Origin of the sequence: Salmonella sp. SAL04162, assembly GCF_046551535.1 — a bacterium.
GTDB lineage: Bacteria > Pseudomonadota > Gammaproteobacteria > Enterobacterales > Enterobacteriaceae > Salmonella > Salmonella enterica.
This window is the reverse complement of sequence record NZ_JBGDVX010000008.1, coordinates 75,051-89,294: the sequence shown is the minus strand read 5'-3', so window position 1 is coordinate 89,294 and position 14,244 is coordinate 75,051. Positions and strand designations below refer to the sequence as shown.

Below are 14,244 nucleotides of genomic sequence, written 5' to 3'. Positions count from 1 at the left end.
CGCCAGACATTATTCAACTGACATTGCGCCACGGTATAATGAATGCACCGTGGCGCAACTGCTATCAAATAGCCTTGATGTCAATCACCTCTCCCTGCATACGCTTACGCAGGGTACGTTTAGTACGGTCAATCACATCGCCTGCCAACTGTCCGCATGCCGCATCAATGTCATCGCCACGCGTCTTGCGTACGATGGTCGTGAAACCATAACTCATCAAAACTTTAGAAAAGCGATCGATACGGCTGTTAGAGCTGCGGCCATACGGCGCGCCAGGGAACGGGTTCCACGGAATCAGATTAATCTTACAAGGCGTCTCTTTTAGTAGCTCCGCCAGTTGATGCGCGTGTTCAGTGCCGTCGTTGACGTGGTCAAGCATCACGTATTCAATCGTCACGCGCCCCTGATTGGCGTTGGATTTCTCCAGATAGCGGCGAACCGCGCCCAGGAACGTTTCGATATTGTATTTTTTGTTGATCGGGACGATTTCGTCGCGAATAGTGTCATTCGGCGCATGTAAGGAGATAGCCAGCGCGACATCTATCATATCGCCCAGCTTATCCAGCGCAGGCACCACGCCGGACGTTGAGAGCGTGACACGACGTTTGGACAGGCCGAAACCAAAGTCATCGAGCATAATTTCCATCGCCGGTACGACATTGGTCAGGTTAAGCAATGGCTCGCCCATTCCCATCATGACTACGTTGGTGATCGGACGCTGGCCGGTGACTTTGGCCGCGCCGACGATTTTCGCCGCACGCCAGACCTGACCGATAATTTCCGATACACGCAGGTTGCGGTTAAAGCCCTGCTGCGCAGTTGAACAAAACTTGCACTCCAGCGCGCATCCTACCTGTGAAGAGACACACAGCGTAGCGCGGTCGTCTTCCGGGATATAGACCGTTTCAACGCGCTGATCGCCGACAGCAATCGCCCACTTAATGGTGCCGTCTGAGGAACGCTGCTCTTCAACGACCTCCGGCGCGCGGATTTCCGCGACCTCTTTTAATTTACCGCGCAACACTTTGTTGATGTCGGTCATCTCATCAAAATTATCGCAGCAATAGTGATACATCCATTTCATCACCTGATCGGCGCGGAAAGGCTTTTCACCTAAGTTTTTAAAAAACTCGCGCATCTGCTGACGGTTGAGATCCAGCAGGTTGATTTTCGTTTCGTTGTTAAGAACTACCGGGGTACTGCTTTCAGGTGTGACAATTTGTTCAGACATATGCTATTCCGGCCTCGTTATTACACGTTATGGCCCCTGGAGGGTTGAAAAAAGAAACGCCCCGGTAAGCTTACTGCTCGTCCAGGGGCGCTGCATTGTACAAATTCTGGCGTAAGGATGCCACGTCTGCACGCGGCATTAGCAAAAATAATATTTGAACCGATAATTTATCGCCAACGCATTTACAGCGTGAAAGACGAAGAAGATTAACGGGTGCGCGGGCACACTTCGCCTTCACCGAAGAAAAAGGCGATTTCGCGCTGCGCGGATTCCAGCGAATCCGAACCATGGGTGCCGTTTTCAGTTAAGCTATCAGCGTAGTCGGCGCGCAGCGTACCCGCCAACGCGTTCGCCGGATTGGTGGCGCCAAGCAGATCGCGGTGACGCTGTACCGCATTTTCACTTTCCAGCACGGATACCACGATAGGGCCAGAGGTCATGAACTCCACCAGACCGTCAAAGAACGGCTTGCCGTCGTGCTCAGCATAGAAGCCGCGCGCCTGCTCAACAGTCAGGTGCAGCATTTTAGTGCCAACAATTTTGAACCCTGCAGCTTCAAAGCGCGCAAAGATGCTGCCAATAACGTTTTTTGCCACCGCGTTGGGTTTAATGATGGAAAAAGTCCGTTCAATAGCCATGTTTACCTCTGAAATATGTTCTGTTGTTATGTCAGGCGCGGATTATAAAGAGCATCCCATCAATTGCCTATGGATGCAGGTAACATTTTTTTAAAATAAAATGAGCATTAGCAACAAAAGTTAAAGGCGCACAGCAAACTCAGGGGACTGACACAGCACGCAGTGCGTGTGTTCAGGCGTGAGAGCATGGAAAGTACGTTTGCAGCTTTCGCAGGTGAGCGTATACGCCGCACTATGCCGCGTTGAGGCGGGTTCCACGTCAAACCGCAGCCGCAGCGCCTGATGCGGACATACCGCCGCACAGCCGCCGCATCCCGTACAACGCGCCGCCGCTATCGTCAGGGTATTGTCGTCAAACTGGATAACGTTCTCCGGGCAGCTTCGCCAGCAGGCGCCGCACATCCTGCACTCTTGCGGACTGATTTCGGGTACGCATTCGCTGAACGCGGAAAACGCCTGTCTGAGACGCCGTTTCCCCGGCTCGACGGCGCACGGGGTAATGGCGTCGCGCGGAACATGAAACAGAGTGCGCCGCGAGGCGTTAATCTCCGCGCCGACAACGTGTTTGAAAGACCAGCCCGGCTCGCCATAGCGGCGCAGCGCTAAATTTAGCCCCGCCAGCGCCATCAGCCACTGCGCCGATCGCTCCACCGCAATATCAATAAAGCGAATACCGTACTGGCTGTGCCAGAGAAGCAGTTCATCGACCGTTGGCGCCTGTAGCGAAAACGGCCCCACCAACGTATCCCCCTGCACAAAGCGTTTAACCGGTTTGATACCGGTAATGGCGTCAACAGGACAGACAAACAGACAGTCGCCACAGGCTATGCAGCGCGTCGTATCTATGCTGACCTGCCCCTGCGCCAGCGAAAACGCCTGCGCCGGACAAACATCGGCGCAAGCGCGGCAGGAAGAAAAACGAAAGCGACGACGGACGCAGGCCTGCGTCACGTCTACCGCCGGATCGATCGTCAGGTTAACCATCAGCCAATACTAAAGAAGACGTAGCGCAGCATAATCTCGCCGATAAGCAGCAATACGCTGCCCGCCACCAGCGTCCCTCTGGCGTTTCGCAGACCGCCTGCGGCAAAGCAGAGCATTCCCGCCGCTGAGACACACCAGCCGAGAAGATAGACGTCACGCAACTGCGCCAGCGCCTGTAGCGGATGATGCGGGAAAGTGACGACCGTCGTATCCACCGCATTAATATCCGCCAGCCATAGCGGCTGCATGATCAGGCGAATCAGCACCATCAGTGCGACCACCACCACAGCGCAGCGCATTGCGGCGCCAGCGTTGCGCAGATAAGCCAGCGCAATGACTACCGAACCGATAATGCCTGACGTGCCAAAAAACAGCGCCAGCGTGTTGCTATGCTGCCAGGTCGCCACCGAGGCATGGATATAAACCTGCGCCATGCAGAATACATCCACCAGCCCGAACGCTGCCGCCAGCGCCAGCAGCGGCTGCCAGCCTGGCTTTCGGAAAAACAGCAGCACAACCCCTAGCCCCAGCGCCGCCAGATAAAGGCTGGCAAAGACGATTTCGCGACTCAGCCACGAACTGGCGACATGACGTAACGCATTTAGCGCATTCAGGGGATAGCCCATGTGCAGCGCTGAAGCAAGCAGCCCCACGCAGGCCAGTACAAACGCCCCCGCCATCGCGGGAAGCGCGCCGCGTGCAGGCACGCGTCCCTCTACGGCGTACTGGCGGCCCAACGCCAGCCACAGAGTCACCCCCACAGACCCTTGCAAACAGAGCGTAAAAATCAGCAGCGGTAACTCATGCATGGCGTTTACCCTCTTTTTCTGCGCCCTGATGCGCTTTTACAACCAGATTAGGCTTGGTTATGGATGAATCTGGCAGCCCGTTAACGTCGCATACGCTACCGTACTTCGCGCGCAGTTCATCAATCGGGCCAAACTTGATGGCCTCCAGCGGACAGGTCGCGACACAGACGGGCTGTTCACCTTTCGCCTGTAAATCAACGCACATGTCGCACTTGGACATTTGGCCGGTCTGCTCGTTAAGCTGCGGCGCGCCGTAAGGGCAGGACCAGGCGCAATAGCCACAGCCGACGCATTTGTCGGTATCAACGCGCACGATGCCGTCGCCAGGGCGTTTATGCATAGCGGTAGTCGGGCAATTTTTGGTGCAGACAGGGTCCGCACAGTGGTTGCAGGAAATGGAAAGCGTATAAGCAAATACGTTATTGCTGACCCCGCCCTGCCCGGTCGGGATGAAACTTCCGCCCTTGACTTCATAGACGCGGCGGAAACGACGGCCTACTTCCAGATTGTTTTTGTCTTTGCAGGCCACCTGGCAGGCTTTACAACCGGAGCAGCGTGAGGAGTCGATGAAAAACCCCAGTTGTTTATCGCTCACCGGCGGGTAATGTGTAAACTGACTCATGCTTTAGCCACCTCCACCAGCATGGTTTGATGTGAATTTCCCTTCGCCAGCGCGGTAATACGGGCCGAGCTGAGGACGTTCGCACAGCCGCCTTTATCAATACCGTTCTCATCCGGCTGCCACCAGGCGCCGGCCTGCATCGCGACAACGCCAGGAATAATGCGCGGCGTCACTTCCGCCGGGATTTCGCAAATCCCGCGTGAGTTATGAATGCGCACCATGTCGCCATGCGTAATGCCGCGCTTTTGCGCATCCTGCGGGTTGATCCACAATGTCTGCTGCTGCACTTCAATCAGCCACGGGTTAGCGTATTGCGTTGAGTTGGCGCGGTTTTTTCCTTTCCACGTAATTAACTGGAGCGGAAAATCATTTGCCAGCGCATCCTCCGGGCCTTCATGTGCAGGAACGTAGTGCGATAACGCCGGGATTTCCGGATGCTGCATGTCGTACAGGCGCTTCGAGAAGATCTCTATTTTCCCTGACGGCGTCGGGAACGGATGATTTTCCGGATCGCGAATATTGTCTTCAAAGGCGATAAATGGCGCGCTTTTGAACAGATGCTGACGGGTCTTTTGCAGCGTGGCGAAATCCGGCAGATTTTCGTCCGGCATCGCCAGGCGCGTCTGTTCCCAGATGTGTTCAATCCACGCTTTCTCATCGCGCCCCTGGCTAAATTCATTCTCAATGCCTAATTTCGCCGCCACCTCACGTAGCCAGTCGTAGTCGGAGCGCCGCTCAAATTCAGGCTCGATCAGTTTTTCAGAGAGTATCAGGTAGCTTGCCGTGCCCCAGGTTTCACCGATGTTCCAGCGTTCCATAAAGCTGGTTTCCGGCAGCAGTAGATCAGCGTATTTCGCGCTCGGCGTCATAAACAGATCGCTGGCGACAATAAACTGGATCTTTGATTCATCCTCCAGTACGCGTACCGCCTGGTGCAGATCGGGGTTCTGATTCGCCAGATAGTTCCCGGCCAGCGAGAACAGAATACGGATGTTACTGTCCAGCTTATCGGCATCTTTCAGCCCCATATCCGGCGTCACTTTGCTGGCGTCGTCTGCGGCCTGTACCCAGTTCATCACCGAAATTTTGGCTTTTACCGGGTTATCCGGCATCTCCGGACCCGCGGCAAATTTACGGTTAGCGCAGCCGCCGTAACCCGCAGCCCAACCGCCTTTGATGCCGACATTACCGGTAATGGTCGCCAGTAGAGTCGAGCCGCGCGCGGTGCGCTCGCCGCAGTTGTGGCGCTGTGGTCCCCACCCCTGAATCAACGCGGCGGGTTTGGTATTCGCGTAATCACGCGCTAACTGGCGAATGGTTTGCGCCGGCACATGGGTGATCTTTTCCGCCCACTCGGGGGACTTAACGACACCGTCTTTGGCGCCGGTCAGATACGCCACCAGCGATTCGTTAGCCGGTACGCCTTCCGGCATTGAGTCTTCGTCAAAACCGATAGCGTAGCGCGCAATAAATGCGCGATCGTGCAGATTCTCGCTGATGATGACGTACATCATCGCGTCCATCAGCGCATTGTCGGTGGTGGGCAGCAGCGGGATCCACTGATCCGCCAGCGACGAAACGGTGTCGGAATAGCGCGGATCGACCACGATAAACCGCGTACCGTTCTGCTTCATCTTCTGCAAGAAATAGTTGGTATGACCAAAAATGGTCTCCGTCGGGTTATGGCCCCACAGAATCACCAGTTTGGTCTCCAAAAGCGTATCCAGCGAACTGCCGCTGGCGGCAATGCCGTAAGTATAAGGCGTTGCGGCCGCCGTGTTGCCCATACTCACAGAATGGTAGCTTTCGAGATAGCCGCCGGTCAGATTCAGCAGGCGACGCGCCATTTTATCGCCGGAAAAGGTGCCGCCGGAAACGGCAGTGCCAACATGAACATAGCGCGAAGCCGGGCCATATTTTTCAGTAATCGATTTTAAATTATCGGCGATTAAGGTTGTCGCTTCATCCCAGGAAATTCGCTCGAATTTTCCTTCACCGCGTTTTCCTACGCGCTTCATGGGATATTTAAGTCTGTCAGGATGATAAACAAATTTACGGTATGCGCGTCCACGAACACAGGCACGCATCACCGGCATTTGCGCATCCAGCGCATTATCCGGTCGCGTTGAAATTCGCGTCACGATACCTTCACTGACATGCGCCCGAATATCGCATTTGCCCCCGCAGTCAAAAGTGCTGCATGTCTGGACGACTTTTTCCGCAGGCCTGTTTTCAGTTGCCGTCACAGCGCGCGCCTGAGCGGTAGCTGGCGAGGAGACAAACGGTAACGCAATAAGCGCGGAGCTGGCCTGGATAAAATGGCGGCGAGAAATAGCGGGCTGTTCGCCATTTCCCTGGCTTTTTATATTTTTCATGATCCGACTCGTCAAATAAAAACCCATTCTCACGTTTTTAAGTGTTAGATCTCTTGATATTTATCAAGCTCCCTCATTAAGGGTAATTCCGGAAAATTAATAATTCTCATTAACTTTAAATTAAATGAAATTCATAATTTATTCTGAAGAGTTGTTAACGTATTAATTCAAAATTAACCGCTGCAACCTGACCGGACTCATCCATTACGACAAGTTGATAACGTCCAGCGATATTGAGTAATAAAGAAAGACGATTATTTTCGCCATTAACAGGTTCGCCATTTAAAAACCACCAGCGACGCCCTTTACCGCCGGTAGTCGAGACGGGCAGCGTGACGTTTTCCTGGCCTGGCAATTGCCTGATCACCGCGCCATCCCTCACTCCTGACAGCATTAACGGCGCGGCATCATTGCCCTGTAGCGGCGGACAGTGGTCGGACGCCGCGGGCAAGCGGGCGCTACGTCTTTCCGCAGTCGGCAGCCACGGCTCCAGCGGCCGCGGCCAGACGATAAACGTATGCGCACGCGCCTGCGGACAGTCGGCAGCGACACGCCGCCCCGTATCATCCAGCCAGACCGGGAAACGAATACCGTTGATGTCTTCCTGCTCAGGTAACAGCAGCGTGGGCGGCTGGCTGTCGTCAAGCAGCCATGTCGCCAGTCGGCGGCGACAGTTGCTGTCTCCGGCAGGCAGAGTCTGTCCGCCCGGCCAGCAAATGACGCCGCGGCTTACCGTCTGCGGACGCGGATCTTCCGGCAGGCGTCCCGTATGCGCCAGTAACAGATTATTGACCTGGTTAAGTAATGGCACCGCGCTGGCAAAACCAAATTGCCCCACCACAGGCGTGCCGTCGGGTCTGCCTGTCCAGATGCCGATGATATAGCGCGCGTTAACGCCAATAGCCCACGCATCGCGATAGCCGTAGCTGGTGCCGGTTTTCCACGCCAACGGCACAATGCGCGGCAGCGCATTATCCGGCAAGGGTTGCGCTTCATCCGCCATAATCCGTCGAATGATCCACGCCGCTCCCGGCGACATTAATGGTCTTTCCGACAGCGGATCGTCCGGCTGTAACCGTAGTTTCGCCGCTTTCCCATGACGAGCGAACGCGCTGTATGCCGCCGCCATCTCGTCAAGCCGCGCGCCCGCGCCGCCCAGAATCAGCGAAAGGTTGGGCGCCGCGCCAGCAGGCAAATATAGCGGCAGGCCGACGTTACGCAGTTTTGCCGCAAATCGTTTCGGCCCATAGGTTTCAAGCACCTGAACGGCTGGCAGATTCAGCGAGCGTACCAGCGCGTCGCTCATGCTGACCGGGCCGTGAAATCCGCTGTCGAAGTTTCCCGGGCGGTAATCTCCGGTGCGGCGCGGAACGTCCTGTAATAATGATGCGGGATGGATCAAGCCGTCATCCAGCGCCAGACCATACACAAAGGGTTTGAGTACCGATCCCGGCGATCGGATCGCCGTTACCATGTCGACATGACCAAAACGGCTGTCGTCATTAAGGTCTACCGATCCTACCCAACCGCGCACGCTCATATCGCTATGATCGACGACGATCATCGCCAACGAACTGCGTGCCGGCAGCCGCCCTTTCCATGCCCGCGCCAGATCTTCCAGTTGCCGCTGCAATCCGGCGTCCAGCGTGGTCACAATTTTGTCGTTCTGGCTTTTACTCAACATCATTCGGGCAAAAAGCGGCGCCAGTTGCGGCATTTGACGCGGCGCCAGCCAGACCGGCTCTTCACGCGACTCGCGTACCGTTTCGGCAGGCCAGACGCCCTGCGCCGCCATCCGATCCAGTACTTTATTTCGTGCCGCTTCGGCTCTCGCAGGCCAGCGGTCGGGGCGTAACCGGCTCGGCGCCTGCGGCAATACGGCCAGCAGCGCCGCGTCAGCGTAGCTCAGGCGCGCGGGCGGCTTGCCGAAGTAGGCCCAGCTTGCAGCGCCAATACCCTGTAGCGTGCCGCCGAACGGCGCGCGGTTCAGGTACAGCGTCAGGATATCGCGCTTGGACAAATGCCATTCAAGCTGGAGGGCGCGCCAAAGCTGGCGGATTTTACCGCCGAACGTGCGCGAATGCGGGTCCAGCAGTCTCGCCACCTGCATAGTCAGCGTACTGCCGCCGGAAATAACGCGCCCGGCGGTAAGATCCTGCCATGCCGCGCGCGCGACGGAGAAAGGGTTAACGCCAGGGTGCCGCCAGAACCAGCGATCTTCGTAATTGATTAGGGCCTCCAGGTAGCGGGGAGAGACCTCTTCAATCGTCACCGGATAACGCCAGATCCCCCCGGCGTCGGCAAAGCGCCACAGCGGCGTACCGTCATGGGCGACCACGACCCGCGCAGGATGGACCTCATTGAGCGGCAGCGGCCAGAGTTTATCCGCTGCCCATAACGCCAGGAAAATAAAAAGCGGCGCGCCCGCCAGCCACAGCCAGCGGCCACGTTTACCACGCCAACCGTTCATTTAAGGCGTCACAATCAGCAGCCCCTCGCTCGCGCCGGTTGCCCGCCACTGAGGCGCGTACATCGATTCCACCTGCGGTTGCGCAAGCTGGTACGTCCCCGGCGTTACCGCGCGCGCCAGGTAGACCAGCGTCACGGGCTGGCCCTCATTGACAACGACGGCAGCCACAAACCGATCGTCGCGGAATTCCATATACTGAATATCCGCCTGCTGCATCTGATTAAGCAGATTTTGCACTTCGCTACCGCTCTCCGGCAGGCTGGCGCTGCTGTCAGCCAGATTCTGGTTTTCCAGCTCCAGCCCGGCCGGGAGCAGGTCCACCACCAGTGCATCCGGCACATTGCGATCGGCCACTACCGTTAACCAGACCAGCACCAGTTCGCCGCTACGCAACGAGGACAGCGATTTGCGCTGACCATCGGTCCCCAGTATTTGTCGTTCAATCTGCAAAACGTTGCTGGCAGGCTCAGGCGCAGATGAGGGATAGCCGCTGCTATCCAGACGCAGCCATAGCGGCTGGCTACCGGTGTTCGTCACCTCAAGGGCGCCCAACTGGTCAGCATCCAGATTACGGGTCAGCGCCTTGTCGCCCGACAGCGGCTGCGCCTCTAACGAGGTCTGCGCCTGCCAGGCGCCCGCGCTGGCCTGTCGCGAATGCGCGGCGAGGAACAAGGCATTGTTCTCCTGGGTAGAGAGCCAGCGCTGACCGAAGGCCTGCTCAGAAAGCGAGCTTAATAGCGCGTTTTGCGCGTCCGGTCTGAGGTTGTTCTCTTCCAGTAGCGACAACATCAGAGCGTTATCGCGCAGAGAACTGCCGTAATCCGCTATCCATTGCCGTTCGTCCTGACGCGGCGTATTCAGCGCCAGCGTAATGGCCTCTTCGCCGCGTCTGGCATCACCCATCGTTTTTAACGCGATGCCCAATTGCATCAGCGGCAGTCCTGAAGCCGCCTGACTACGGCGCTCCCAGATTTCGCGCAGCGCGCCGAGCGGCGCTTTCTGCTGACGCGCCAGTACCAGCGCGGCGTAAGCCTGAGCGGCAAAAGTACTGGCCTGAGTATTATCGCTATAACGAATCAGCATCGTGCCGGGATCCTGCAGATAGCGCAGCAGTCGCTCATTGCCCCGGTTAATGGCCTCCGGCGGGACGCTATATCCCTGTTCGCCCGCGCGAATGAGGAAATCCATCGCGTAGGCCGTTAGCCAGGGCTCTTCCGCCCCATTTTCATCCCATAGCGCAAAACCGCCATTATCACGCTGCATCTGTAGTATCCGGGAGATGCCGATATCCACCGCGGCGCGCCGTTTTTCATCACTATCGCCGGTAATACCGAGCGTCTGCAATTGAGCGGCATTGGTGTACAGCGCCGGGAATAACCCGCTGGCGGTTTGTTCCAGGCACCCGTACGGATATGCTTTCAGCTCGCGAATGTAGCGCGCCAGATTGAGCGGCGGTTTTCCGCTTAACAGCAGTTGTCCCTGCAACGTGGCTGGCGAGACGTTTGCCAGATGCTGCTCTGGTACATGCCAGCTCTCTCCCGGCGCCAGCGCAATGCCACTATTTACCGTTTGGGCAGGCCAGGCCGGACGCACGCCGATTTGCCACTGCTTATGCTGCGCGCCGAGGGTTTCTCCCGGCAGATTCAGACCGCTAATGGTCGCCTGGATTTCGCCTTCGCCCAAACCTTCCAGCGCGCGTACCGGAACGAATAAGGTGGTGCGCACGCCCGGCGCCAGGTTGACCGGTTGCGGCTGCTGGCTAAGCAGTTCCAGTAACCCACTGGCGGCGAGCGCAATATTCAGCGTCTGCGGGCGGTCGGTCAGATTGGTGACGTCCAGCACCAGTCGCGAAACATCCCCTCCCGCCAGAAAACGCGGCATATTCAGCTCGGCAATCACTGGCGCGGCGACAACAACTTTGCTTTCGCCACGACCAAAATCGTCCGCTGTCCATGCCTGCGCCATAACCCGCAGTTCGCCGTTAAAGTCGCCAATCGGCAGCGTTACGACCCCTTCGCCCTGCTCATTGAGCGTGATCGGCTGCGCCTGCTGCGCGATGATATTGACATGGTTTACCGGCGGTTTTCCGCCGCGCTTAAGGTCGTCGCCATCGCCGCCAAAACGCAACGCCGCCAGCCGCCCCTGCCCTTCAATGACCTGGCCGTAAATATCGTAGATATCCGCACCGTAGCGTTTTTGACCGAAGAACGCCTGCCACGGGTCCGGCGTCGCGTAATCGGTGATATTCAATACGCCGCTATCGACTGCGGAGACCAGCACGTTGATCTGTTTTGGCATTTCGCCGTGTTTAACACTGGCTTTCACCCTGACGGTGAGCGGCTGATTCGGGCGCATTTTAGCCGGGCTTTCGAGCGCCAGATCGAGGCGGCGGTTTTCATCCCCCAGCGGTAGGTGTAGTAACCCCACGGCGCGTTTTGGCGTCGCGGAACGAGATTTATCGCCAGGACGCACCACCAGCGTACTGAGATAGAGATCGTGGCGATTCCAGGTTTTATCCACCGGAATCGTGAGCTCCAGACCTTGTGCCGGCACATCGATCGCCTGCCACCACAGCGGACCATCGCTGGACTCCACCATCGCATAACCTTTACCGGCGACCGGCGCGGCGATATGCAATTTCATGGTGTCGCCTGGACGATAATTCGCTTTATCCAGTTTGAGGGTGACGCGATCCGGACGCGCCGCGCCGCTACCGTCGCTGTTATCCTGCCAGCTATAGCCGGCCCAGAAACGAACGCTGCTGACCGTCTCATTCGGCGCTTTGACCTCCAGACGGTACGCGCCCCATTCCACCGGGAAGCTGACTTTTCCGGTTTCATCCGCGTTCAGATCCAGCGTCTGCTCGCCCTCCACCAGATCTTTTTGATCAAACTGCGACTGCCAGCCTTCGCTTTCCGACCAGTTCCAGTAATAGTCGCGACGCTCGCGGATGAGCCGCACCTGTAAACCGGACACCGCTTTTTTCTCGCCCTGCGCGTTGGCGTAAACAATATCGAATGCGGCGTTGCTGTCTTCATCGACAATCGGTTGATTAACGGTGGTATCCGTACGGTAGTCGTATACCGCTTTGGCGGCGAACTGTGGACGAATCCCCGGTAACGTATCGGCAGGCCAAATCGCCTGCTCTACGCGACGAGTGACCGGACGACCGCCAGACTCCAGCAGGCTGGCCTGTAGAATTACCTGCAGCGGCGAATGCGCTTCTTGCCACTGGCTGGCAGCACTCACTTCACCACGTCCGCCTTTATCCAACGTCAGTTGAACTTCGTCCAGGCTGCGCGCAAGATTCTCTTCGGCAATATTGCCGAACTGGAAGCCAGGCAACGCCGCGACAGCGTCGCGCAGGGGACGCAGGAAAAGTTGCCCTTGCAGGGTATTGCCGTTAGCAGGCGCGCCATACAAGTAATAGCCGACAACGGAGAATTTCACCTCATCCGCAGGCGACAGCGGTGTTTTTTGCGCCGTCAGGTTGAGCGCCATCCGCTCCGGCATAAAGTCTTCCACGTGGAAATCCCAACTCCGCAGCAAATTATCGCCGGTGTTGGCGCGGACATGCCACAAGCCAGTCGGCGCGTTGATATCCAGCGGATAATTCAAACGGTATAGCCCGTTTTCCGGCTGGCTGACGACGGTACGCATCACCTGTCCGTCTGGTTTTACCACTTCCAGCTTAACGGGTTGATCGGGCAGCGTTTTACCGTCGCTATCGCGCAGTAATCCGTTGAGGATAACCGTTTCGCCCGGTCGGTAGAGATCGCGCGGGCCGAACATAAAGAACTGCTTGCTGTAGCCGGGCGCGCCAGCGACATTAAATTCCGACAGATCCAGAGCCGGAAGCGTGAGATCGAGCAGCGTAGTCTGCTCCTCTTTACGCGCCAGTAATAGCGCCGCCGCTTTATCAGCTTCCAGTTGCACATGTCCCTGCGCGTCGCTCGTCGCCTGCGCCAGCGTCTGACCTTTATCATTCAGAAGAACGATCTCAATTCCCGACTGCGCCGCGCCGTTTTCCAGGCTTTGCGTAAAGATATCCAGCCGATTATGGTAACGGTGCGCGGACACGCCGATATCGCTAAGGGTAAACAACGTAGCGGCATTACTATAGTTGTAGTGTCCAGCCTGATTCATTACCGCCACATATACGCCCGCCTGTTGCAGCGGCTTAATATCGCTTAATGGCAGCAGCAGTTTCTCACGCGTATTGCGCGCCGGATTAAGATCAAAACGACCGGTATAAACCAAATCCGCCATTTTCAGCAGATTGTCGGACTCCCAGTTAGAGAGAGAACTACGGTACTCCCACTGGCTGACAAATGACGCCAGCGATCCGGGCTTAACGCGGAAAAAGTTCACATCAACGTGGTTGACGTTAAGCGCCATGACCGGCAGTCCTTCCGCGATTTTCCCCGGTAGCAGCGATCCCCGGCTGGCAAAGCCGACGCTGGGCTGGACATCACGCGTGGTAATCGTTTTTTCATAAGACTTGCCGAAGGTGGCGTTATTCAGCGCTTTAACGGCGGGATCAACCGTGACCACCAGCACGCGTTCAGGTTCCAGATGACGTAACCTTAGCTCTTTTAAATTTGGCGCCAGCTCCCATGCGCCGTCAACGCTGCCGCTTTTCTTATCAACCACGTGAACCACACGGGAGAAATCCTGTTCAGGATCTAAAGGAATTGAAAACGTCAGCACCAGCGTCGCCGCGCCGTCGAGCTGCGCTTCGGAGGCGTCTAATAGCGTGAGCGCTTTGCCCTGGCTTTGCTGCGCCAGCTTTTGTAGCTGTGCCGGGTCTTGCGCGGGCGAGGGCTGCGCTACGGCTGGCGCTTCGCTTTTAGTCGTCGGGGCGGTTTTATCGTTGTTATCGCATCCCGCCAGCGCCAGCATGATCATGCAGGCCACCACGCGTAAATGTTTCATCTTTCATCCCTGGCCTTAACGGCCTGTCAGCAACGGTTGATGAGATATTATGCGCGAGAAATTTTATTGTGTAAGTCCGTATTACTGTGATGATGCGAAAATTTTACGCAGAAATGTGGTTTCGCCAGCCAAAACAGCCTCTTCTACTTGTCCCTTTTCGGGAAACGTCCGACAATTTGT

The 14,244-nt window shown here is 56.8% G+C and carries 8 protein-coding genes; all 8 read right to left on the bottom strand.

Annotation, left to right across the window (positions count from 1 at the left end; all coding sequences use genetic code 11):
- Positions 1–64 precede the first annotated feature (64 nt).
- A complete protein-coding gene (locus ACLJRH_RS16865) occupies positions 65–1,231 on the bottom strand; it encodes a bifunctional tRNA (adenosine(37)-C2)-methyltransferase TrmG/ribosomal RNA large subunit methyltransferase RlmN (protein WP_000003206.1) in 1,167 nt (388 codons plus the stop codon).
- A gap of 206 nt (positions 1,232–1,437) precedes the next feature.
- On the bottom strand, positions 1,438–1,869 hold the full coding sequence (gene ndk, locus ACLJRH_RS16860) for a nucleoside-diphosphate kinase (RefSeq protein WP_000963846.1): 432 nt from the start codon (positions 1,867–1,869) through the stop codon (positions 1,438–1,440).
- A 120-nt stretch (positions 1,870–1,989) separates the two neighbouring features.
- Positions 1,990–2,853 (bottom strand): 4Fe-4S binding protein, encoded by an 864-nt coding sequence (locus tag ACLJRH_RS16855; RefSeq protein WP_000247781.1) that lies wholly within the window; start codon positions 2,851–2,853, stop codon positions 1,990–1,992.
- Positions 2,853–3,662: a dimethyl sulfoxide reductase anchor subunit family protein gene (locus ACLJRH_RS16850; protein ID WP_023136461.1), complete on the bottom strand. Its 810-nt coding sequence runs from the start codon at positions 3,660–3,662 to the stop codon at positions 2,853–2,855. Before ACLJRH_RS16850 ends, ACLJRH_RS16855 begins: the two co-directional genes overlap by 1 nt.
- Entirely contained in the window at positions 3,655–4,284 is a 630-nt protein-coding gene (locus tag ACLJRH_RS16845; protein ID WP_023136462.1) for a DMSO/selenate family reductase complex B subunit, read from the bottom strand. The genes ACLJRH_RS16850 and ACLJRH_RS16845 overlap by 8 nt, the downstream gene beginning before the upstream one ends.
- A complete protein-coding gene (locus ACLJRH_RS16840) occupies positions 4,281–6,659 on the bottom strand; it encodes a DMSO/selenate family reductase complex A subunit (RefSeq protein WP_023136463.1) in 2,379 nt (792 codons plus the stop codon). The genes ACLJRH_RS16845 and ACLJRH_RS16840 overlap by 4 nt, the downstream gene beginning before the upstream one ends.
- Positions 6,660–6,813: 154 nt before the next feature.
- Complete coding sequence (gene pbpC, locus ACLJRH_RS16835; protein WP_023223179.1) at positions 6,814–9,129, bottom strand: peptidoglycan glycosyltransferase PbpC; 2,316 nt, start codon at positions 9,127–9,129, stop codon at positions 6,814–6,816.
- Positions 9,130–14,064: an alpha-2-macroglobulin family protein gene (locus ACLJRH_RS16830; RefSeq protein ID WP_023136523.1), complete on the bottom strand. Its 4,935-nt coding sequence runs from the start codon at positions 14,062–14,064 to the stop codon at positions 9,130–9,132.
- Positions 14,065–14,244 lie beyond the last annotated feature (180 nt).